The organism is Methanococcoides alaskense (assembly GCF_027594145.1).
GTDB classification, from domain to species: domain Archaea; phylum Halobacteriota; class Methanosarcinia; order Methanosarcinales; family Methanosarcinaceae; genus Methanococcoides; species Methanococcoides alaskense.
This window is the reverse complement of record NZ_JAQFFK010000001.1, coordinates 40,542-61,292: the sequence shown is the minus strand read 5'-3', so window position 1 is coordinate 61,292 and position 20,751 is coordinate 40,542. Positions and strand designations below refer to the sequence as shown.

General features: G+C 44.4%; 24 protein-coding genes and 1 tRNA gene. 12 read left to right on the top strand and 13 right to left on the bottom strand.

Annotated elements, in window-relative coordinates; genetic code table 11:
- Window positions 1-68 precede the first annotated feature (68 nt).
- Window positions 69-320, bottom strand: a complete 252-nt coding sequence (locus tag PBV53_RS00345; RefSeq protein ID WP_250866796.1) for a glutaredoxin family protein — start codon at window positions 318-320, stop codon at window positions 69-71.
- A 419-nt stretch (window positions 321-739) separates the two neighbouring features.
- Here PBV53_RS00345 and radB point away from each other — a divergent pair, with 419 nt between their 5' ends.
- Window positions 740-1,417, top strand: coding sequence for a DNA repair and recombination protein RadB (gene radB, locus PBV53_RS00340; RefSeq protein WP_270095225.1), 678 nt, complete (start codon window positions 740-742; stop codon window positions 1,415-1,417).
- 5 nt (window positions 1,418-1,422) lie between these two features.
- Here the strand turns inward: radB and PBV53_RS00335 are convergent, their stop codons facing one another.
- Both PBV53_RS00335 and PBV53_RS00330 read right to left on the bottom strand, forming a co-directional pair.
- Window positions 1,423-2,175 (bottom strand): tRNA (adenine-N1)-methyltransferase, encoded by a 753-nt coding sequence (locus PBV53_RS00335; protein WP_270095224.1) that lies wholly within the window; start codon window positions 2,173-2,175, stop codon window positions 1,423-1,425.
- Complete coding sequence (locus tag PBV53_RS00330; RefSeq protein WP_270095223.1) at window positions 2,172-4,022, bottom strand: HD domain-containing protein; 1,851 nt, start codon at window positions 4,020-4,022, stop codon at window positions 2,172-2,174. Before PBV53_RS00330 ends, PBV53_RS00335 begins: the two co-directional genes overlap by 4 nt.
- A gap of 149 nt (window positions 4,023-4,171) precedes the next feature.
- On the opposite strand from PBV53_RS00330, the gene PBV53_RS00325 reads away from it, so the two are divergent.
- Both PBV53_RS00325 and PBV53_RS00320 read left to right on the top strand, forming a co-directional pair.
- A complete protein-coding gene (locus PBV53_RS00325; RefSeq protein ID WP_270095222.1) occupies window positions 4,172-5,191 on the top strand; it encodes an S-methyl-5-thioribose-1-phosphate isomerase in 1,020 nt (339 codons plus the stop codon).
- 42 nt (window positions 5,192-5,233) lie between these two features.
- Window positions 5,234-5,410, top strand: coding sequence for a preprotein translocase subunit Sec61beta (locus PBV53_RS00320; RefSeq protein ID WP_270095221.1), 177 nt, complete (start codon window positions 5,234-5,236; stop codon window positions 5,408-5,410).
- Window positions 5,411-5,558: 148 nt separating this feature from the next.
- Here PBV53_RS00320 and PBV53_RS00315 read toward each other — a convergent pair whose 3' ends face one another.
- Window positions 5,559-5,873 carry a signal recognition particle protein Srp19 gene (locus tag PBV53_RS00315; protein WP_270095220.1) on the bottom strand — a complete coding sequence of 105 codons (315 nt, stop codon included), beginning with the start codon at window positions 5,871-5,873 and terminating at the stop codon, window positions 5,559-5,561.
- Window positions 5,874-5,962: 89 nt separating this feature from the next.
- On the opposite strand from PBV53_RS00315, the gene glmM reads away from it, so the two are divergent.
- Window positions 5,963-7,309: a phosphoglucosamine mutase gene (glmM, locus tag PBV53_RS00310; protein ID WP_270095219.1), complete on the top strand. Its 1,347-nt coding sequence runs from the start codon at window positions 5,963-5,965 to the stop codon at window positions 7,307-7,309.
- Between the two features lie 2 nt (window positions 7,310-7,311).
- Here the strand turns inward: glmM and PBV53_RS00305 are convergent, their stop codons facing one another.
- Complete coding sequence (locus PBV53_RS00305) at window positions 7,312-7,896, bottom strand: endonuclease dU (RefSeq protein WP_270095218.1); 585 nt, start codon at window positions 7,894-7,896, stop codon at window positions 7,312-7,314.
- 18 nt (window positions 7,897-7,914) lie between these two features.
- A complete protein-coding gene (locus PBV53_RS00300; protein ID WP_270095217.1) occupies window positions 7,915-9,195 on the bottom strand; it encodes a proteasome-activating nucleotidase in 1,281 nt (426 codons plus the stop codon).
- Between the two features lie 83 nt (window positions 9,196-9,278).
- On the opposite strand from PBV53_RS00300, the gene PBV53_RS00295 reads away from it, so the two are divergent.
- The 3 genes from PBV53_RS00295 to PBV53_RS00285 all read left to right on the top strand — a co-directional run bounded on the left by PBV53_RS00295 (window position 9,279) and on the right by PBV53_RS00285 (window position 11,128).
- Window positions 9,279-9,773 carry a multiprotein bridging factor aMBF1 gene (locus PBV53_RS00295; protein ID WP_270095216.1) on the top strand — a complete coding sequence of 165 codons (495 nt, stop codon included), beginning with the start codon at window positions 9,279-9,281 and terminating at the stop codon, window positions 9,771-9,773.
- Window positions 9,774-9,851: 78 nt separating this feature from the next.
- Window positions 9,852-10,661 carry a pyrroline-5-carboxylate reductase gene (gene proC / locus PBV53_RS00290; RefSeq protein WP_270095215.1) on the top strand — a complete coding sequence of 270 codons (810 nt, stop codon included), beginning with the start codon at window positions 9,852-9,854 and terminating at the stop codon, window positions 10,659-10,661.
- A gap of 119 nt (window positions 10,662-10,780) precedes the next feature.
- Window positions 10,781-11,128 carry a DUF356 domain-containing protein gene (locus tag PBV53_RS00285; RefSeq protein ID WP_270095214.1) on the top strand — a complete coding sequence of 116 codons (348 nt, stop codon included), beginning with the start codon at window positions 10,781-10,783 and terminating at the stop codon, window positions 11,126-11,128.
- 292 nt (window positions 11,129-11,420) lie between these two features.
- On the opposite strand, the gene PBV53_RS00280 is transcribed toward PBV53_RS00285, so the two are convergent.
- From PBV53_RS00280 to PBV53_RS00265, 4 genes are all read right to left on the bottom strand, one after another.
- A tRNA-His gene (locus PBV53_RS00280) sits at window positions 11,421-11,495 on the bottom strand.
- An 87-nt stretch (window positions 11,496-11,582) separates the two neighbouring features.
- Window positions 11,583-12,359, bottom strand: a complete 777-nt coding sequence (locus tag PBV53_RS00275) for a sulfide-dependent adenosine diphosphate thiazole synthase (protein ID WP_270095213.1) — start codon at window positions 12,357-12,359, stop codon at window positions 11,583-11,585.
- A 147-nt stretch (window positions 12,360-12,506) separates the two neighbouring features.
- Complete coding sequence (locus tag PBV53_RS00270) at window positions 12,507-13,985, bottom strand: response regulator (protein ID WP_270095212.1); 1,479 nt, start codon at window positions 13,983-13,985, stop codon at window positions 12,507-12,509.
- 21 nt (window positions 13,986-14,006) lie between these two features.
- The gene (locus PBV53_RS00265; protein WP_270095211.1) at window positions 14,007-14,378 is read right to left on the bottom strand and encodes a response regulator; all 372 of its coding nucleotides are present in this window, start codon (window positions 14,376-14,378) and stop codon (window positions 14,007-14,009) included.
- 356 nt (window positions 14,379-14,734) lie between these two features.
- On the opposite strand from PBV53_RS00265, the gene PBV53_RS00260 reads away from it, so the two are divergent.
- Window positions 14,735-15,850, top strand: coding sequence for an AAA family ATPase (locus tag PBV53_RS00260; protein WP_270095210.1), 1,116 nt, complete (start codon window positions 14,735-14,737; stop codon window positions 15,848-15,850).
- A gap of 40 nt (window positions 15,851-15,890) precedes the next feature.
- A complete protein-coding gene (locus tag PBV53_RS00255) occupies window positions 15,891-16,160 on the top strand; it encodes a hypothetical protein (RefSeq protein ID WP_270095209.1) in 270 nt (89 codons plus the stop codon).
- 17 nt (window positions 16,161-16,177) lie between these two features.
- On the opposite strand, the gene PBV53_RS00250 is transcribed toward PBV53_RS00255, so the two are convergent.
- Window positions 16,178-16,957 carry a hypothetical protein gene (locus PBV53_RS00250; RefSeq protein ID WP_270095208.1) on the bottom strand — a complete coding sequence of 260 codons (780 nt, stop codon included), beginning with the start codon at window positions 16,955-16,957 and terminating at the stop codon, window positions 16,178-16,180.
- 74 nt (window positions 16,958-17,031) lie between these two features.
- Complete coding sequence (rnz, locus tag PBV53_RS00245) at window positions 17,032-17,949, bottom strand: ribonuclease Z (protein WP_270095207.1); 918 nt, start codon at window positions 17,947-17,949, stop codon at window positions 17,032-17,034.
- A 184-nt stretch (window positions 17,950-18,133) separates the two neighbouring features.
- Here rnz and PBV53_RS00240 point away from each other — a divergent pair, with 184 nt between their 5' ends.
- The 3 genes from PBV53_RS00240 to PBV53_RS00230 are packed head-to-tail and all read left to right on the top strand — an operon-like array spanning window position 18,134 to window position 20,271.
- Entirely contained in the window at window positions 18,134-18,511 is a 378-nt protein-coding gene (locus PBV53_RS00240; RefSeq protein WP_270095206.1) for a 30S ribosomal protein S8e, read from the top strand.
- 44 nt (window positions 18,512-18,555) lie between these two features.
- Window positions 18,556-19,047: an Lrp/AsnC family transcriptional regulator gene (locus PBV53_RS00235; RefSeq protein WP_270095205.1), complete on the top strand. Its 492-nt coding sequence runs from the start codon at window positions 18,556-18,558 to the stop codon at window positions 19,045-19,047.
- Window positions 19,048-19,095: 48 nt separating this feature from the next.
- Complete coding sequence (locus PBV53_RS00230; RefSeq protein ID WP_270095204.1) at window positions 19,096-20,271, top strand: aminotransferase class I/II-fold pyridoxal phosphate-dependent enzyme; 1,176 nt, start codon at window positions 19,096-19,098, stop codon at window positions 20,269-20,271.
- A gap of 85 nt (window positions 20,272-20,356) precedes the next feature.
- On the opposite strand, the gene PBV53_RS00225 is transcribed toward PBV53_RS00230, so the two are convergent.
- Complete coding sequence (locus PBV53_RS00225) at window positions 20,357-20,731, bottom strand: helix-turn-helix domain-containing protein (protein WP_172367688.1); 375 nt, start codon at window positions 20,729-20,731, stop codon at window positions 20,357-20,359.
- Window positions 20,732-20,751 lie beyond the last annotated feature (20 nt).

Sequence of the window (20,751 nt, the reverse complement as noted above, 5' to 3'; positions counted from 1 at the left end):
CACCGTTCTCAAATCCCTTATCGGGATCAACTATAGCTTTTGTATCCGATTGCACATGACCACATCCCTTATAATATACTCTTCAGTGATCCAAGATCGACCCCATCACTGTTGAATAGCTCTTCATACGTAAGAAAGTCATCATCTATCTGTAATACCGGAGCAGTTACAGTGAAAACACCGTTTAAGCGTAGTTCTGTAAGGGACTCAGGAGTTGACATGTCCGCTTCAGTGAAAGCTACGTTGTTGGACTTCAATACATTTTTCAATTGAACGCATTTCGGGCATGTTTCCGTTGTATAAATTATAATATCAGACATTGATCATCCTTCCATTAGATTTTAATACGTAAGCAAGAGACCTTTCACATCCATTCCCCATGAAGGCATTAAATGATTAAACGCCACCAATAGCCCGCATATAATGTGGGAAAGGTCTCTACTTGAGCAAATTAGCATTATAGTCCTCTCACTTAATAATGCTTTTTGCCCCCATGATTGGATACTAATAGATCATAACTGGTAACAAATGTGATAATGAATACATGAATAACTCATCATTATAATGAAAAAATTGAATTATTGATTACCATGTTTGTTACCACATGTAATATCGAATAGATAACCATATTTGTTAAAGAGGAGTACACAATCTACATAACAGAACTACCATAAGAGAACATCCCTTTGCCAAAAGATGTATATCATAAATTCCATAATAGCAGTTAATCCATATCGAGGTGAAGACAATAAAAGAACAGTTACCATCAAGCTGCAAGCCTCTAGATGAGCTCCTGGGAGGCGGTTTCGAATCAGGGGTCGTTACTCAGATATTCGGAGAAGCAGGTAGCGGAAAGACCAATATTTGTCTGCAACTTGCCATCGAATGTGTTAAGAAAGGGAAAAAAGCAATATTCATCGATACCGAAGGCCTCTCTGCAGATCGATTCAAACAGATAGCCGGCGAGAACGCAAGAAAGATCGCCCAGGACATAATCATTTTTGAGCCCCATAGCTTTGAAGAGCAGTATTCTGCGGTCAGGGAAACCGAGAAGATAAGCACAGAGAACGTCGGGGTCATTATTGTTGACTCTGCAACAGCATATTATAGGTTCGAACTTGATGATGAGGATTCAAGCATAAGGACCAGAAGAGAGCTCTCAAATCAGATAGGATTCCTCCACAGTCTCGCACGAAAACGCGACATAGTTGTGGTCATAACCAATCAGGTCTATTCAGACATCAAATCAAATTCATTAAAACCAATAGGCGGCAGTAGTCTTGAGCATATCTCGAAAACAATAATTCAGTTTGAGAAGACCGGAACGGGAAGACGCAGAGCAAAGATATGGAAACATCGATCCCGCCCGGAAGGAACCACCTGCGAATTCACCATAACCGCAGATGGGGTCAGATAATATCCTCACAATCTGGCAATGGTGATATATCCGGTATGCCCGACCCTGGATGTTGAAGGACGTGTACCACGATCTGAAAAGGACATTGCACGTTCGATACATTCAATCGTCCTCACCTCAAAGAAATCAATCTCAGCTATTGCTTTTCTGATCTGTGCCGTCTGTTCCAGGAAAGGCGAATACGTGACAAGAAAACCACCGGGATTCAGTATAGAAGGAATATAAGGCACAATTGTCGCTGAATCGATGGTATCAAGCGTCACAATATCGAATTTCTCATCGAGTTCCTTAACTTCATCAACGATATTACCGCATCGCACTTCCACATTATCGAGACCTGCACGTCGGATATTTTCACGAGCAACCTCCGCGAAATCATCCCTTACCTCAAAACTGAGCACCCTTTTTGCAATAGAGCCCAGATACATGGCAAGAATACCGGAGCCTGTGCCGGCATCAAGTACAGTATCGTTCTTGTTGAGACCGGTATAGCCCAATATCATACCAATATCCTTGGGCATGATAGGCGTTCCAGTACGTTTTGCATGCCTGAAGAAATCCGGCATCCTTGGAAGCTGGATGACAAAGGTCTGGCCCATATGAGATTCCACCGTATCCCCTTCGTTCTTTTCCAGCAACTCTGACATTTCTATCATGCCAAAATCCGAGTGGAACTTCTCATCAGATACCGATGTGATAAATTCTCTGATCTTACCCTTATGGCTGGTCTTTAACAGCACTATCTCGCCTAATTTCATTTTTTCGCACCTGATGTTCTCTTTTCCCGATCGCTCTGAAATCTTGCCAATGGCATTGTAACGATATCACGGGGAATGGAATGTTTGTTCATTGTAAGATCGGAAGTGATTATTTTATAATCACGTTGATAGGGATCAACAAGATCTGCCGCATATTGCACACCTGCATCTGTCAACACATATTCATACCGCTGCCTGAACCTGCCATCCTTCTCAAAATAACGCAGGTCCTCATCCACGATCCCCATAGCTACCAGCAACTGAATGTCCTCATAGACCTTGTTGCTGTAAAGGAAACCATATCTTGTGTGGAACTCATAGTCGAACAGGTATTTTAACCTGATGTCCTCTGTGAAAAATGCAACCTTCTTGTACAACCAGGTGATGTTCCTTATACGCGGGATAGAGACAAAGCCATCGTGGACTTCCTCGAACATTTCATGAATAGCATAAAGAAGAAGGATCAAGCCCTCTATGGGAAGGTACTGCTCCCCCCTGATGAAATGAAGCAGTTTCGGCGAGAGGTCATCCACAATATCATGCATTACCACCTGGGCAGAAGAGAGTTCCGAGGTAATGGCAACATCGGGATGAGTGAAAACGGTCAATGACATCTGCCGGGATATCGCACGGACCAGACCGTTTGCCAGAGCAGACTCATCGTAGAAGAAATTCTCGCTCCCGCCAACCATCACCCTGGCACTTTTAGGGACCCCCGTTGCGATGCTCAGATCGACAAGCACATCCCCCAACCTCTTTTCCAGCTCATTTTCGAACATCCTTGTAGCCTTGCCACTGCGTGCAATGGTCGAAAGTGCCATCCTTGTACCCGGAAATAGCGTCTTCTGATTGGACCGGGCAACCGGAACATAGATCTGCCCATCACGAATATCCTGCAACAGACCCCTTGCCACCTCACCCCCCTTCGCATTGATAAAATTCAGCAGATCTGCATCATTATAGGTAGTAAAGAAATCCGCGACCATATTTCCAACGGCCTCATCCCCAAATAACTCCTTCTGCTGCTGAAGGGTCATCTCCAGCGCATAAAGAAGCATGACCCTGACAGCTTGAGTACGAGGATGATGAATGATCGCAGTATAATGATGAGAACGTGCGATAAGCATCGATTCCGCTGCTGCCAATGTAAGTTCCTCATCAAAACTACCCGAGCCAGGAGAACCGAACACCACATTATCATTCACAATGCACAGACTTTGCATTATCTGATCGACATCAATAAGCCCGAGGGATACCCCTGTATGGTAAGAATCGCGAAGTAAAAAATCGATACGATCAGCATCTATATCCCCTGAAATCAACTGAGAAAGATAGGGCTTTTCAATGGATAGATCACCCGTAGCGATCTTCGACACCTCATTGAAGAACTCAAAGGGATCATACCCCAGTTCATCACGAACATATCTCGCAATTATGTTGTCCTCAGGAATTACCTCTGATATGATATATTTTGTAAAAGCTTCATGATCAACAAAACAATTCTCACACATCTTTAGCTGTATCGCAGGATCCCTTTTCAATACACTTTCCACAGCATGTGAAAAAGCGGAATGACCTACATCGTGAAGAAGGCCTGCAAGCCTTAGTTTCATAATATCTTCATTGTCGAGTCCTACCGACCTGCCCAGAAGAGCTGCCGTATGCATTGTTCCAAGACTATGTTCAAAACGGGAGTGGTTCGCACCCGGAAATACTACATCGGCAAGACCAAGCTGCTGAATGCCACGAAGTCTTTGAAGTTGAGGCGTACCGATAAGAAGCTGTTCCAATTCAGAGAGGATGATGGTCTTATGAACTGGATCGTGAACTACCAGAGTTTTTGTCATCAGAGATAATAGGTCAGCTGAGATATATAAATGAAGTGTGGTAAGTAACAGAAGAAATCCGAGCGAAGAAGCATGGACCATTCAGAACAAACGTCCAAGCTTGAATACTTTTTTATTCGGAAACTTCGTTAAGGTCTTGAGTGATCCACATGAGAACAATAGACTGGAACGATGAATCCAAAAGTGTCGTGATGATCGATCAGACATTACTGCCAGTAGAACTTAATGTCATTGAATGTAAGAACCTTGCTTCCCTTTGTGAAGCTATAAGGTCCCTCCGGGTAAGAGGTGCTCCGGCACTTGCAGCCGCAGGAGGGTTTGGAATGGCACTTGCGGTCACACTTAGCAGTGCGGACTCAATGGAAAAGCTGCTCAATGACCTGAAAGTAGCTGCTTCCACTCTCATAGCCACACGCCCGACAGCAGTTAATCTTGCATGGGCCGTGAACAGGGTCTTAAAGGCCACAGAAGATTCCTACGATCTTGAAAGCATCAAGGACATCGTTGTCTTCGAGGCGATCAGGATAGCAGACGAAGATGTGGAGATAAACAAGGCCATAGGAAAGTATGGACAGAAGTTGCTGGATGACGGCGACACTGTGATGACACACTGCAATGCAGGAAGAATGGCTTGTGTTGATTGGGGGACTGCCCTGGGAGTAATTCGATCGGCAGTTGAGAAAGGGAAGGAGATCAGTGTCATAGCCTGTGAGACAAGACCCCTGAACCAGGGCGGCCGTATAACCACATGGGAACTTATGCAGGATAAAATTCCGGTAAAGCTGATAACCGATTCCATGTCAGGGCATGTAATGAGACATGGAATGGTCGATAAGATGATAGTGGGCGCCGACAGGATAACACAGGACGTTGTTTTCAATAAGATAGGGACCTACACCCATTCCATCGTAGCAAGGGAACATGAGATACCTTTCTATGTTGCAGCACCGGTCTCGACCTTTGATCCTAATGGCTGGGAGGATACCGTGACAATAGAACAGAGAGATGCGGACGAGTTACGATATATTGGTGATGTCCAGATAGCACCTAAGAATGTGGATGTTTATAATCCGGCCTTTGATGCAACTCCCATGGAGAACATCACAGCACTTATTACTGAAAAGGGCATATTTGAACCACCTGTTCTTATTGATGAGATATTGATGTAACGGGCACAAAGCTTAAAAATTTAAAGAACTAATTGAGGAACTATGGCAGAAAAGAAGAAAACAAGTGGAAGTGGATTGATGTCATCTGCAGGTCTTATGACGTACTATGATGCGGATAAAAGAGCTGTTCACGTACAACCAAGGACCGTCTTCATCTTTGGCGCAATTTGCGGCATCGTTATCCTTGCACTTAGCGCAGGTTTTGGCCTCTGGCCCTAACCTGATAAGATCTTTTTTTGAATTCGTTCTTTTTCATAATCACTGATTAGTTCTCTTCAGAGAGAGTTGAGACTATCGTATTTAAAAGAGCATAAATAATTTTTAACTAAATTTAAAGATTAAAAAGGCAGTGAACCTGATCCGATGATCAGCCACCACGCGCTCCCTTGATGGCCTTTGCGATCTTTCTTGCGACCATGGTCTTAGCTTCATTGTTATCCACAAGGATACGACCGCTTGATTCCCACCATGTACGGGGATACTTTTTATCAGCTTCCACTTCAGGGTTCAGGTTCAATTTCTCAGCTGCTGCTGTCAATTCCCTGAGTAACGGAGCTTCAAGAGAGCTCTTTCTGGAAATTATCCTACCACCTTTCCGTGATCGGGATTTGTCCAGATTTGCAGGCCAAATGACCAGTTTGCCTTTTTCACGCATCATCATGCTGAATAGATTAGAACTCATATAATTTAAACTTGGTCAAGTGAATGTCTCAAAAATATAAAATAGATTCAGCGACCATACTAGTAAAATATTTGAAGAGGAGATACAAAATGGGTTTTTTTGGAACTAACGGAGTAAGAGGGATCGCTAACGAATATATCACACCACAGCTTGCGATAGATGTCGCAAAGAGCCTTGGGACATATATGGGTTCAAAGGGTACAGTCGTTGTCGGGAGAGATACCCGCAAATCAGGAGACATGCTGAAATCGGCTGCTATCGCCGGTGCGTTGTCCACAGGTGTTACTGTAATTGATATCGGCATAGCACCGATACCGGCTATCCAATATTATGTAAGAGAACATGCCGATGCAGGTATTGGTGTCACCGCATCACATAACCCAAGGGAGTACAACGGAATTAAACTGGTTGCCGGAGACGGAAGCGAGTTCTCAAGGGAAGGAGAGAAAGAGGTCGAAAAGATCTACATGTCAAAGGATTTCGCAGCAGCCAGCTGGGAAAGGACGGGCGACCTCTTCAAAGATACGAACGCAAATGAACAATATATCAATGCCATTATCAATTCCGTGGATGCGGAAAGCATACGTGAAAAGCGCTTCAAGGTAGTGGTGGATACCGGTTGCGGTGCCGGCTCTTTGACATTGCCTTTCCTGCTCCAGAAACTTGGATGTGAGGTAATGGCACTCAACGCCCAGATAGACGGAACGTTCCCATGGCGCAATCCAGAACCTACCGAAGATGTCCTGACCGAGCTTTCCGATATTGTGAAAAGTAGGGGTGCGGACATGGGTGTTGCCCAGGACGGAGATGCGGACAGGGCGGTGTTCTTTGATGAGAACGGGAATTTCATCGATGAAGAGGTCCTTTTGGCGATGATGGCTAAGTGCATCCTCGAAGACAAGAAAGGAGACCTCGTCACACCTGTCAGCTCATCACAGCGCATGCTGGATGTGGCAGAGGAAGCAGGAGTTAAACTTCACTGGACGGCTGTCGGTTCCATCAATGTCGCGAGAAAGATGATGGAAATAGGTGCAGTGTTCGGAGGAGAGGGTAACGGAGGACTTATTTTCCCGGAACACCAATATTGCCGCGATGGAGCCATGGCATGTGCAAAACTTCTTGAGATAATGGCCTCGGGCAGGAAGCTCTCACACCTTGCAGAGAACGTACCGACATATTTCAACTCAAAGACGAAGGTCCATTGCAGTGACCTCGACACCACCATGGAGAAGATAAAAGAAAGCGTGGTCGGAGGAGAAATGGAGGTAGATACTACCGATGGTGTAAAGATATGGCACAACGACGGCTGGATGCTTATACGCCCATCAGGGACTGAACCTATCATAAGGATATTTGCAGAAGCAAAGACACTGGACAGAGCTGAGACCCTTATGGAAGAAGGTGTAAAGCTAACAGACAATTGCATGCAAAAATGAGATCAGGCCTTGCCGCGTGATTCGCCACAGATAATACCTGTGGCGATCATGTGTGCCACTCTGAGAGGTTCAGGAACATTGCCCCTTGTTGAAGACAAACGTACGACCTCACCTGCTTTTTCAGTATCGATACCGGCACACTGAATGAATATAGGATTCAAAAGGTCTTTTGAGACCACTCTTGTAATTGCACCTGCCCTGAGTATGATCCGAGACCTCTCTTCAGGATCAGGAAGATTTGACAGGGCATCTTTTATTTTTTCAAGGTCAGGGACCTCACGCATTATGACGATGACAGGTATTTCAGTTCCTTCATACAGACTGACGATGTCAACCGGATTGAAACCACCATATGTCACACCATCAAGCATTATCACTTTTATCTGACCATAGTGTTTGCTTGAGGTCACCATCTTAGCTATCCTTTCCGTAGCGTCCATACCATCACGACGGATGCTGGAACGCATCACGCCATCAAGCCATTGCCCGCCACGAAAGAAAGCTCCCACTATCAGAATATCATCACTTATCAATGCTGAATCATCGATACCAAGTATCCTGATCTCAGGCTTGATATGAAATGCCAATGCAACACGACCTTTTGCTCACCAGAACATGTTCTCCGAATGATCGACATTGTTCGCTTTGGGGACCATGACCTTTGTAACTGCATCAAGCAGGTCAGACATGCCTATGTGGTCACTATCATTGCGTACAGCAAGCATTCCAGCTTCCATGACTATGGCCCCTATATCGGCACCACTTGCCCCTTCTGTAAGATCTGACAGCTTTTTGACATCTACATCGCTGCCGATGTTAAGCCTCTCTGTATGGATACGGAAGATCGTTTCACGACCATCCTTATCAGGCAATGGTATCTCGATGATACGGTCAAGCCTTCCCGGCCTTACAATTGCCGGGTCGAGCACATCCGCTCTGTTGGTGGCAGCAATTATGCGTACGTCACCCCTGTTGTCAAAGCCATCCATCTCAGCAAGAAGTTGCATAAGGGTCCTTTGAACTTCCCTATCCGCACCGTTCGTATCTTCCAGACGTGTCGCTGCGATCGCATCCAGCTCATCGATAAAGATGATTGCAGGTGCTTTCTTCCTTGCCATCTCGAAGATATCACGAACAAGCTTTGCGCCATCGCCAATATATTTCTGTACAAGTTCAGAACCCACCACCCTTATGAAAGTGGCATTCGTCCTATGCGCCACCGCTTTGGCAAGCAATGTCTTTCCCGTGCCAGGTGGTCCGAAAAGCAGGACCCCTTTGGGAGGGGTTATACCAATGCGTTCAAAAACTTCCGGTTTTGTGATCGGCAATTCGACAGATTCACTTATCTCCATTATCTGTTGGTCCAGACCACCTATCTCCGAATAGTCTACTTCCTGTGAGTCGATAACCTCCATAGCCGTGATAAGCGGTTCGTCTGATTCAGGAATGATGTCGACAACTGCCAGAGTCTGCTGGTTCAACCCCACCCTGACCCCCGGAACAAGCTGACCACCATCATCGAGGTCCTGTGAAACTTTCACAAGGAACTGAGGACCTGTACTGCTCCTGATCAGAGCTTTATCGCCATCAAACATATCCACTATACTCGCAACCACAAGTGGAGGAGACTTTAACCTATCAATTTCTGACTGAAGGCGGTGCGTCTCACGTTCATACTTGAGTTTTTGTGATTCGATATAGCGCTTATCGGATTCTATCTGTTCACATTGTTCTTTCAGGAGATTGTTTCGCGATTCAAGCTGCTTCATCCGATCCAGCAGATATTTTGAAAAATCCTCATCGCTTTCGGAAACAATATCCCCATTACCAATGCCACTGAAGCTATAATCATTGCTTCTTGGCTTATCGTCGATCGTTTCTGTCATAGCTCTGAATAATTATTTAAGTAGAGACGATATATAGCACTTTCGTAAAGGGCAATTAAAATAGCCTTTAAGAGATGATACCGATGCAATGTGAAATATGTGGTGCAGAGATCAAAGAAAAGCCGATAGATGTCACTATTGACGGAAGCCAGCTTAAGGTGTGCAGTAAGTGTTCACAATATGGAAATGCAGCAAGAGCACGCTCACCTGTATCCAGAAAGATATCACCTGTATCTGCAAAACCAATTCGGAATGTTCAAAAAAGGACAACATCAAGACGCGATCCTTTTGCTGAGCTGGATGACGAACTCGTGGAAGAGTACGAGACCGTCATGCGTGAAGCTCGTGAAAAACGCGGATGGACACAAGAAGTGCTTGCCACTAAGATCAAAGAGAAGGCTTCCCTGATAAAAAAGATAGAAAGGGGAGAGATAACCCCGGAAGATTCCGTCAGGAAGAAGATAGAAAAAGCACTCAATGTGAATCTTATGGAGCGTCAGGGCAAAGATGAATGGAATGATGACCGTTTGAACAGCGGTACAACTCTTGGGGACATCGTCACAATAAAAAGGAAATGAAAATGTGATCTCAGCCAGCTATGGCTGAAATAAACTATTGTACACTGCCCATATCAAGAGACAGAAAAGGGAACTAAAATGCATCTTACAGAAAAAAGGATCGGATTCATAGGCACAGGCAAGATGGGAGAATCACTTATAAGAGGAATTCTCGCATCACATAGCGAAATAACTCTGAATGCAAGTGATGTTTACAAGCCTGCTCTTGAAAGACTCAACAATGAATTGGGTATTAACGTCTCAACTGACAACACTGAGACCATAGGAGACTCTGATGTTGTTGTACTTGCAGTCAAGCCACAGATACTAAAAGGCGTGCTTGCAGCCATCAAGGACAGCATTACTGCTGACAAGCTAGTTATCTCCATCGCAGCAGGAGTTCCAGTAGCAGCAATTGAAGATGAACTGAATGAGGGCACAAGGGTCGTACGAGTCATGCCAAACATCGCAGCAACAGTTGCAGAAGCTGCATCTGCTGTTTGCGCAGGTACGAATGCCACTGATGAGGATATGGAGATCGCACTTGAGATGTTCCAGTCCATTGGAAGTGCAATAACGATCCCTGAGAAGCTCATGGATGCAGTCACCGGCCTATCCGGAAGCGGACCTGCATACATATTCCCAGTGATAGAAGCATTGGCAGACGGTGCAGTCTATGAAGGACTTGACCGTGCAAATGCGATCACACTGGCTGCACAGACAGTCCTTGGTGCTGCAAAAATGGTACTTGAAACAGGAATGCACCCCGGAGAGCTTAAGGATATGGTAACATCCCCTGCAGGAACGACCATCAGAGCAATACGCACTCTTGAAGAGAGCGGGATAAGAGCTGCTTTCATGAATGCGGTCATTGAATCTTCAACGCGTTCAAAAGAACTTGGGGACTGATCCCAAGGATCTTTTTTGAAAAACGTAACAAAATACCATACATTATCCAAACGTTAATATAATTGGAAACCTTAAACCGTTCCATTAAATTTTAATTAAGTTTGGTGTGGGGACTAAAAATGAAATCTTTTGCTGTAATTCGAGCGGAGGACCCGAACAAGGTCAAAATCGCTTTGCACGACCTAGAACACTATGGAAGTATGAAATTCGGATCAAACCCGAAAAGGATCGAGCCTAATTATGCAGATCAACTTCTTGTAAGTGTCTCAGGAGTAGAACTTAAAACTAAATGTAATTCTGCAGCTTTGGTAGAACTTGATACGAATGCTGGTGCCGCAATAAGCAAGTTGAGAAAGATACATCCTCCTGCACATGTTGTGATCGTAAGTCCAAGGCACGATGCATTTGAAGAACTTTTGGAAAGCTCTGAACTTTATCCAGAGTTTGATAGAACATTCGACATCTAAAAGGATAAGATACCTTTTTTTCTTTTTTTCAGTGATTTGCAGATCTTTTTATCAAACATATAGAATTTTTTCCCGGACCTATAGACCACGAAGCTATTGAATTACAATTCCATAGAGATTTACTTGTAAGATCCCAAAAGACCACGAAACAATTGTACATATAAGGATGAGCAAGCAAGAGGAGAACAAGGTGGTAACTTATTTAGAGATAACATGAGCTCTAAAACTTGTTACAATCCCTTAAAAGTACTAGTAGTGATGATCAGATCAAACAGAATAATCAGAATCAGAATGGGGCCGGGACCGAGAGTCGAACTCGGATCGTAGCCTCCACAAGGCTACAGGATAACCGCTACCCTACCCCGGCACGGAATAGGTAGTGCTTCAATATGAAGCACCCTATACTAGTATTTTTATTAGATAAACGTTTTGGTCCAAATCAGCCATAGAAAGATTATCCAAGCCTTTCGATGATAAGCTCTGCGACCTGTTTGCCCGAAAGAAGCATTCCACCAAAGACAGGGCCCATACGAGGTGCGCCTGCAACAGCATTAGCGGCCATCCCTGCAACGTAAAGGTTTGGATAGACTTCCTTTGTGGTCTCCAGGAGCATCTTTTCCCCGACATCGGCCCACATTGGCTTCTCACCCACTACACCAAGTTCGCCGAGCTTTGCCCCAGGAACCTTGCGCTGGACAGTGGAACAAATGACTGCAGGATGACCAGTACCATCGACAACGACCTTAGAACGTATTGCCAGAGGATCAACATGCAACTTTCCGATCTCAACAGCAGTCCAATTGATAACAAGACCACATATCTCATCATTTTCCCTGATCATAACATCCTCGACATTTACGAGGTTGAATATCTCAGCACCTGCAGATGTTGCACCACTGATGAGCTTACCAACAGATTCCACAGAATTTGCGATATAATAGCCCTTTTCGTACTCATGGTATGAGATACCGAACTCATCAAGAATGTGACGTGCATCTTCCTGTACGACAATGCGCGGGAACATCATACCGCCAGCCCACATGCCGCCGCCAACAGACAGTTTCTTCTCGTAGATGACCGTCTTCAGGCCTGCTTCTGCGAGATATTTTGCTGCTACAAGGTTAGCAGGGCCGCCGCCCACAAGCGCTACATCAACATCGGTGTAATCAAGGAAGACCTTTGAGAACTCGTCTATAATCGCTCTTGAAATCGTGACCTCATCCAGTTTCATATTAGTACCTCATTGTAAATTAAAAGCAAGAGCTCATTGGATACATGTACCTTAAAGTTATTGGAACCGGTAATTTCAGTATACAAACCGGATAATGAAAAGAATTACACGAACTAAAAAAAACAAGAGATAAATTATCCCGAAAGATCATGCCTTATTAAGGGTCACCCAGAACACACTTCCTTTTTCGTAAGGATTGTCACCCACCCCAACTTTGCCACCATGCAAGTCAACTATTCTCTTGACTATCGCAAGACCCAGACCCGTACCTTTGATACCGCCTTTATCCAGCCTCTTGAACCGCTCGAAGACCAACGGCTTATCTTCATCGGAGATACCGAATCCCTGGTCCTGAACCTCTACCTTCCACTCCTTGCCAATATCATATATTTCCACAGTAATACGAGTGTCCTCTGGACTATATTTTACTGCATTGGAAAGCAGATTAAAGAACACCTCTTCTATCGTCGTATCAACTGATGCAGAATAAACACCCTCTTGTGGCAGAGATACCTCAATGCCAGTCTCTTTCAACTGTGACTCAAGGGAGTGTACAACATTTCTTAATATTACAGTCAGGTCCATTGGCTTTAGCTTCACCTGTGAAACCGACTCCACCTTTGCAAATGCAGCTGCACTCTCGATCATATCGATAAGTTTGGCATTTGCACGCTTGATGGCCTGGAGCATCTTAAGGTTCTCACCTTCAAAATTACCCCTTTTTAGAAGGATATCGGTAAAACCTTTGACACCACCCGCTGGATTCATCAGGTCATGCCTGATAATGTCAATAAAGAGATCCTTTAGCTCATTGGAATGTTCAAGTTCCACCGCATACCCCTTTAAAGCAACTTCTGCCCTCCTACGTTCGGTGACATCTTCGCCAGAGCTCAGAATAGAGGTATTTTCCCCCACTTCATCCCATATAAGGACATGATGCCAACTGATAAGGCGTTCTTCACCATCAAAGGTACGGATCGATCTTTCGGTGTACTCGTAGGTATTTGCATCACCTTCGAGCAAACTGGAAAAAATAGCCTTTGCACTTTCAACATGTTCTGCGGGAATGAAAGTATCAAACCAGTCCTTACCAAGGATATCGTCTTCAGTGCCCCCAAGAATCTCACAGCCTTTTTTGTTGATAAGAGTGATATTTTGTGATTTATCAACTACCACAAGAATTACACCTGCAACATCAAGATAGTTCTGTGCCTGATCCCTTTGTTGCACCAACCGGTCATTCAACTGCCTTATCCTTAAAAGAGAACGCACCCGGGTAGCAAGTTCCAGTCTGTCGACCGGTTTGGAAAGAAAATCATCAGCCCCCGCATCAATGCTCCGGATCTTATCATCCTTACCGGAAAGTGCGGTAACCATTATAATAGGTATCAATTGATAACGCGGATCGGCCTTCAACTGTTCGCATACTTCAAAACCACTGACATCGGGCATCATTATGTCCAGAAGTATAAGGTCCACATCTTCAGTTGCAACCTTCTCAAGACCTTCCAGACCACCATATGCAGAAATCATTTCATAATCAGGGGAGAGATATATCTCCATCAGTTCTACATTCAAAGGTTCGTCATCAACGACCAGTATCCTCGGAGCGGTATCACCGCGCATTATCACACCAAACTCCTCAGATCAAGCAGTTTTACCGAGATATTCCGGAATTTGCTTCTTGAACTCGTGGATATCGATAGGTTTTGAAATATATCCAGTACATCCTGCATCAAGGAATTTAGCCTCATCCCCTGCCATTGAATGAGCAGTAAGAGCTACAACCGAAATATCTGCGGTATCCGGGTCCTTCTTTAAGTGAGAAAGCACCTCAAGTCCATCCATTCTCGGAAGTTGCATGTCCAGAAGAATCAGATCGTATCTAACCTCTTTTACTTTATCAAGAGCTTCCGGACCATCTTCTGCCTGACCTACTTCATACCCCCAGGATTCTAAAAGATCAACTGTTAATTCCATGTTCATGGGATTATCTTCTACAACCAATATTTGAGCCATTATTGCCACCTTATTAATAATCTTGATTTAAATTCCGTTGAGTTTTCTATTGCACACAGCCTTAAGTGCCGCATTTAGAAAGATAAACAATAAATCAGCAGGAATGTGGATAAAGGGATCATGACCATGATCAACCAACTCCCAGCAATTTATATTTGATAAATGATATTATAACATAATATATTTACCAACTCAATATATATTAATTATCCCGTTAAAGTCATATATTGAGATGTTATAGTTCGCATCCTTAGAAATAATAATTTGAAACGGACCTTCGGTAGAATTCGCAGACCATCAGGAAACAGATTCGATCCAATAGATCTCTTATATTTATAACAAAAAGAGCTGATAACATGGTCAGATCAACCCAGAAGACCACACAACAAAGAGATAGGGAAGAGAATTCAGACCCTACTGAACACACTGCAGAGCTAGTCATATTGAAACCGCAGGGATATCCACTTAGCAGCATGCTTGATGAATATCCGGAGATAGACAACGCAGAGGTCTTTGAACACTATGCAAGGAAACAGTGGAACGGTTTTGTGGCAAATGAAGGAGAATATTTGTTCGACCGCCGGATGTATCCGGATTTTGCGTATAAGATAATCGAAGTAGTACCACCGGATTCTGCCATAGGAATAAAAACCACCATAGTCATCAATGACGAAGAAAAAGCATCGATCATTCCCGGACTCAAGTCAGACGTCACTTTTGATGATGTGGTGGGGCAGAGCTCAGCAAGACAGAAATGTAAACTCATCGAGAGGTTCCTGGAAGAGCCGGAGAAGTTTGGCAAATGGGCTCCCAGGAACGTACTGTTCTTCGGACCATCCGGCACAGGGAAGACAATGCTTGCAAAGGCCCTTGCAAATAAAACGGACGTTCCATTACTACCCATCAAAGCAACCCAACTGATAGGAGAGTTCGTAGGAGAAGGTGCCCGACAGATCCATCACCTTTACGAAAGGGCTGAAGAGATGCAGCCATGCATCATTTTTATCGATGAGCTGGATGCAATAGCACTGGACAGGCGAAACCAGGAACTGAGAGGCGATGTCGCAGAGATAGTCAATGCATTGCTTACGGAAATGGATGGGATCGTGGAACGCCGGGGAGTTTGCACCATTGGCGCGACCAACCGCCCCAACAGCCTTGATCCGGCGGTTAGGAGCAGGTTCGAAGAAGAGATAGAGTTTGCACTTCCTGATGAGCAGAACCGTTATGCGATAATAGAGAAGAACATCAGTACGTTCCCGCTACCCGCAGAGGATATTGATATGAAAAAGATAGCAAAACTCACAGCGGGGCTTTCAGGAAGAGATATTGTTGAGAAGGTTCTGAAAACCGCATTGCACCAGGCAATAATGAATGATGAAGAAGTTGTAAGGCAGGATTATTTTGAGGGTGTCATTTCCAAACTGACTAAAAAAGGAGACACTGCTGCCTTGGATAGACTTTATATATGAAAGATGGAACTTTCAACCATTATAACTCAAATGTGATATCATGAGCACCATAGAGGAAACTGACAGGTTTGAATGCAAGATCGTGAACATAATTGATAATCTGAAACGATGGAAAGGTGTCGTTGTCGAAGATATTGACTCCGGCGGACGTGTCTATTTTGCCAGGGTCAAAGCAGAAGGGTTCACCAAGGAGATAGGAGATTCACTCTTTCTTAGCGTGAAGGAACTACCATACGATATCGAAGAGATGTCCATTGAGGTCCACCTTTACGATGAGAATGATACCGAAATTGACTGGACCATACTTTGAACGTATGAGAACAGATCTTATTCATCGATCCATTCGATCTCATAAGTGTGCATGATACCTTTCTCATCCACACTACTTATTTTTTGGACAGTGTGTTTCATTAGCAGATCGAAGCAGACCGGATCGAAGAGGTTGAGACCACCACCCCATCCCTGAATAAGTGAATCCATATCAAAGAACTCATTGATGTTCACAACTCCTGCATTTGATCCATATTCCAGTCCTGCAGAAAGCATTTCCGGCGCCAGTTCAAATCTTGGTCTTGTGCTAAGCTCAAACCATTCGTGATTTATGATCAGGTTCCATTTATCCTGAGAAGCTTGTTGTGCAAAAAAGGCTTCAATGGCATAATTGATGTTTATACCAAGTTTCTTGTTCTCCGGTACTTTACGGAGAACGAGATCTTTTTTACGATTCCGATCATAGCGGAACTTTTCAGGATAGTGGAACATCTGTCCCAAATTCATCTTTTCGGATATCATCCTGTTAATATCATGCTCAATTTCCTTCGAACTGGCAAAATTCAGAGTGATAGCCTGATCGATAAGATTCAAAGGAATATCATCAGCTTCTTTTGCAAGTTTTACTGCAGTGTTACAGACTTTGACAGTAAGTTTATTGATGCCTTTTGAGATCTGGACATCCCTGTCCCCCATAGATGCCATCTTTGAGATGATATCGTTGAACTCATCTATATGATAAGGATCGACCATCTGTTTTCGAATCGTTTCCCCATTGCCCCCCTCAACTCCATTTTGAATATTTTTAGACTCACACGTATGATCCTCATTTAGCATAGGCTGCCCCCCAACCGATCTCTGATACTTTATTGGGCAGTCTAGTAAAAAAGTTTAATCCACGTCCCCACGTATCAATCATCACTAAGAGGAACTTCGATCACCAGAAGGTCTTCGGCAAGTATCACGTCTTCAAACAACTCTTTTGCATCATTTAGGAGCGGAGTTGCATCGTCTGAATATCTTGAACTCAGGTGGGTCAGGACAAGCTTTTTGACACCGGCCTTCTTTGCCAGGGCAGCGGCTTCACCTGCTGTCGAATGCATGGACTCTTTTGCCCAGTCGATCATATTGTCAGCAAGGGTGCTGTCATGTATCAACAGGTCAGCGCCATCACTTGCTTTGAGAACGTCAAGGCATGGGCGCGTATCACCAGAATAGACGATTTTCCTACCGGGCCGGGGTTCACCTACTACATCCTCAGCTGATATAACCCTGCCATCCACCTCGACCGAGCCACCGTGATGCAGTTTTGAAAAGAGAGGGCCTACCGGAACACCAAGTTCAATGGCCTTATCACGATCGAACCTTCCTGGACGCTCATCCTCAACAAGAGCATAGCCGATGCTTGGGACGTTATGCTCGGTCTTTAAAGCTACAATGGAATAACCATCACGCTTTATGGATTCCCCACTTTTGAGCCTTACTGCATTTATTTCAAACTTCAATTTGTAATAACCCATTGCAGTGAGAAATGTTATGAATTCTTCCACCCATTCAGGACCATATATGGTAAGGGGTTCGGTACGCCCCTGAAAAGACATTGTCTGGACCAGACCGGGTATCCCGAGTATGTGGTCTGCGTGGAAATGAGTTATGAATATGGAAGATAAGTTCATCATTCCAGTCTTTGCCCGCATCATCTGCTGTTGGGCACCCTCACCGCAATCGAACATTAGAAGTTCTCCATCCCTGTTGACCATGATAGCTGAAGGATTACGGTTCGTTGTCGGCAAAGAACCACCGGTACCTAAGAATGTAACTTTGAGCATATACATATCACTATGCGATAGAATTATTTATCTGTTATCACCACTAACAGGGAATGATCAATTGAATGGACAAAGCCGCTGGCTCGAAAAGTTCATATAGAATCCTATTAGTAAAGGAAATCCTATTAACCTATATTATAATAATAAAAATTCACATTACTTATAATAAATAAGAGGACTAATTATGCAATTCCAGGGAAGATCAAAAAGAAAATACACAGGAGCAAAGATCAAATCCGCACGCGGAAAGAGGAAGTTCGAGCTTGGCCGTGAGCCTGCAGCTACTCACGTGAACGACACAAAGAGGAAGAACGTTCCAACACGTGGCGGAAACAGAAAAGTAAGGCTCCTTCAGGCAAACATCGCAAATGTGACAAACCCATCTGATGGGAGAACAGTTGTATCTGCTATCGAAACTGTTGTAGAGAACACAGCAAGCGGGCACTACGTCAGGCGTAACATCATCACAAAGGGAGCAGTCATCAAGACCGCTGCTGGCAATGCACGTGTCACAAGCCGTCCAGGTCAGGACGGAGTGATCAACGCAGTATTGATCGAGTAAATTACTCGATCATTCTTTTTTTTACACCCGAAGGTGTTCAAGGCATGGACGAGCAAACACGCAACATACTGGACATCCTTGATGACGATGCAAGGACAAGCCCAGAAGAAATAGCAACACTCACTGGCATGACAGCCGATGAGGTCAGTAGGAAGATCGAGCAACTTGAAAAAGCAAAGATCATTCGCAAATACAAGACCATCATCGATTGGGACCTAGCAGGAGATCACTATGTGTACGCCATCATCCAGCTTAAGATAAGCCTTGAACGCAAACTTGGATATCAGGCAATTGCCGAGAGACTTTACAAGTTCCCCGAAGTACGTTCAGTAAGATTACTTTCGGGTGAACATGACATAGCAATGACAGTGCGAGGCAATTCCATGAAACAGGTCGCCTTCTTTGTAGCAGAGAAGATAGCGACACAGGAACAGGTCCAGAGCACTTCCACACACTTTGTTTTGAAGACCTACAAGGAAGACGGATTGATCCTTGATGAACCAGAGCAAGTGAAAAAGCTCGTTGTCTCACCATAAGATCTCCCCGTAGATCTGCTTTTTCTAATTAGATCGGAGGAATCGATCTTGAGAACACAATGCAAACCCTCTCAATTCATAGCAAACAGTATGCAAAAGGTACCAGCATCGGGCATCCGAAAGTTCTTTGACCTGGTATCCGATAGCGAAGATGTGATCACCCTAGGAGTGGGAGAACCGGATTATGTGACACCATGGCACATAAGGGAAGCGTGCATACATTCCATCGAGCATGGAGAAACCTCCTACACTTCCAACTATGGACTTCTGGAACTTCGCGAAGAGCTCTCAAAACACTATACTCGAAGACATAATGTTTATTATGAACCTGAGACTGAGATCCTTGTCACCACTGGAGTCAGCGAAGGACTCGACCTTGCGATCAGAGCGATAGTCAACCCCGGGGACGAGGTAATAGTCGTACAGCCTTCATATGTCGCCTACGTGCCATCTATCATCTTTGCAGGCGGAGTCCCTGTGACCCTTGGGGCCAGGCCAGAGAATGACTTCAAGATCACAGCAGATGAAATAAAAGCCTCAATAACGAACAAGACAAAAGCGGTCATCATCAATTATCCCAATAACCCTACCGGCGCTACAATGGACAGAAGTGACCTCGAGGCTATAGCAGACGTCATTGTGGAACACGACATCCTGATGATATCGGATGAAGTGTATGAAAGGCTTACCTACGAAGGAACCCATACCTGCTTCTCCTCACTTGAAGGCATGCGCGACCGCACAATTCTACTTAATGGATTTTCAAAAGCATATGCAATGACAGGTTTCAGGATGGCATACGCCCTTGCGCCAAAAGAGATCATTGATGCAATGATGCTTATCCACCAGTACACCATGCTTTGTGCCCCGATAACTGCCCAGGTGGGAGCTATCGAAGCCCTTCGCAATGGCGAAGAAGAAGTGGAGAAGATGGCCAGAGAGTACAATCGCCGCAGAAAACTTATTGTCAGTGGTCTGAACAACATCGGACTTGATTGCTTCAACCCAAGAGGTGCATTCTACGCATTCCCATCAATAAGCAGCACAGGACTTTCAGCGGATGAATTTGCAGAAAGGCTGCTTACCGAGTATAAGGTCGTAACCATCCCGGGGAATATCTTTGGAGATACAGGAGAGGGCTTCCTCAGATGTGCATACGCAGCATCAAGAGAGGATATCAAGGAAGCACTTGAGAGGATCGGTAATTTTGTAGATGGATTATGAATTAATCCATATTTTTTTCAACAACTTTATTTTAACAACGTTCTTTCAATGATCTATTACAATTATCTGTTACAAACCATACAGATCACTCACCCAGGAGTTCCTTATCGATATTTGCGACCAGACCGGTCACTTTTTCATACCACTTATCGATATTTTCCTGGATCATTTCTTTGACCCTTGTGGGATCAACAGCCACATATTCATAGAAATAGCCACCTATATCGATGGTCTTGGTCTCACGATAAACAAGACCACAGGAGATGAGGTTCTGCAGTGAACGATAAGCTGTACTGCGCTCCCGGTTAAGGAACTCACCGAGATTTTCAGCTGTCATTGGGCCGTTTGCAAGAAGGGATTTATATGCCTCCATATCAAGTGTTTTAAGCCCCAATATACACTTTGCCACATCGTCACATTGACAATTGGCCCTTAACATTTCCCGGATCGATGTTGTCATATTTTACCACTTAATATATT

Coding starts and splice junctions, on each gene's coding strand:
- PBV53_RS00335 (WP_270095224.1), bottom strand. CDS start 2,175: ATGAAATTAGGCGAGATAGTGCTGTTAAAGACCAGCCATAAGGGTAAG.
- PBV53_RS00270 (WP_270095212.1), bottom strand. CDS start 13,985: ATGCGCGGTGATACCGCTCCGAGGATACTGGTCGTTGATGACGAACCT.
- PBV53_RS00295 (WP_270095216.1), top strand. CDS start 9,279: ATGCAATGTGAAATATGTGGTGCAGAGATCAAAGAAAAGCCGATAGAT.
- PBV53_RS00250 (WP_270095208.1), bottom strand. CDS start 16,957: ATGCTAAATGAGGATCATACGTGTGAGTCTAAAAATATTCAAAATGGA.
- PBV53_RS00240 (WP_270095206.1), top strand. CDS start 18,134: ATGCAATTCCAGGGAAGATCAAAAAGAAAATACACAGGAGCAAAGATC.
- PBV53_RS00330 (WP_270095223.1), bottom strand. CDS start 4,022: ATGACAAAAACTCTGGTAGTTCACGATCCAGTTCATAAGACCATCATC.
- PBV53_RS00315 (WP_270095220.1), bottom strand. CDS start 5,873: ATGAGTTCTAATCTATTCAGCATGATGATGCGTGAAAAAGGCAAACTG.
- rnz (WP_270095207.1), bottom strand. CDS start 17,949: ATGCTCAAAGTTACATTCTTAGGTACCGGTGGTTCTTTGCCGACAACG.
- PBV53_RS00285 (WP_270095214.1), top strand. CDS start 10,781: ATGAAATCTTTTGCTGTAATTCGAGCGGAGGACCCGAACAAGGTCAAA.
- PBV53_RS00320 (WP_270095221.1), top strand. CDS start 5,234: ATGGCAGAAAAGAAGAAAACAAGTGGAAGTGGATTGATGTCATCTGCA.
- glmM (WP_270095219.1), top strand. CDS start 5,963: ATGGGTTTTTTTGGAACTAACGGAGTAAGAGGGATCGCTAACGAATAT.
- PBV53_RS00265 (WP_270095211.1), bottom strand. CDS start 14,378: ATGGCTCAAATATTGGTTGTAGAAGATAATCCCATGAACATGGAATTA.
- PBV53_RS00275 (WP_270095213.1), bottom strand. CDS start 12,359: ATGAAACTGGATGAGGTCACGATTTCAAGAGCGATTATAGACGAGTTC.
- PBV53_RS00255 (WP_270095209.1), top strand. CDS start 15,891: ATGAGCACCATAGAGGAAACTGACAGGTTTGAATGCAAGATCGTGAAC.
- PBV53_RS00235 (WP_270095205.1), top strand. CDS start 18,556: ATGGACGAGCAAACACGCAACATACTGGACATCCTTGATGACGATGCA.
- proC (WP_270095215.1), top strand. CDS start 9,852: ATGCATCTTACAGAAAAAAGGATCGGATTCATAGGCACAGGCAAGATG.
- PBV53_RS00345 (WP_250866796.1), bottom strand. CDS start 320: ATGTCTGATATTATAATTTATACAACGGAAACATGCCCGAAATGCGTT.
- PBV53_RS00225 (WP_172367688.1), bottom strand. CDS start 20,731: ATGACAACATCGATCCGGGAAATGTTAAGGGCCAATTGTCAATGTGAC.
- PBV53_RS00260 (WP_270095210.1), top strand. CDS start 14,735: ATGGTCAGATCAACCCAGAAGACCACACAACAAAGAGATAGGGAAGAG.
- PBV53_RS00300 (WP_270095217.1), bottom strand. CDS start 9,195: ATGACAGAAACGATCGACGATAAGCCAAGAAGCAATGATTATAGCTTC.
- PBV53_RS00325 (WP_270095222.1), top strand. CDS start 4,172: ATGAGAACAATAGACTGGAACGATGAATCCAAAAGTGTCGTGATGATC.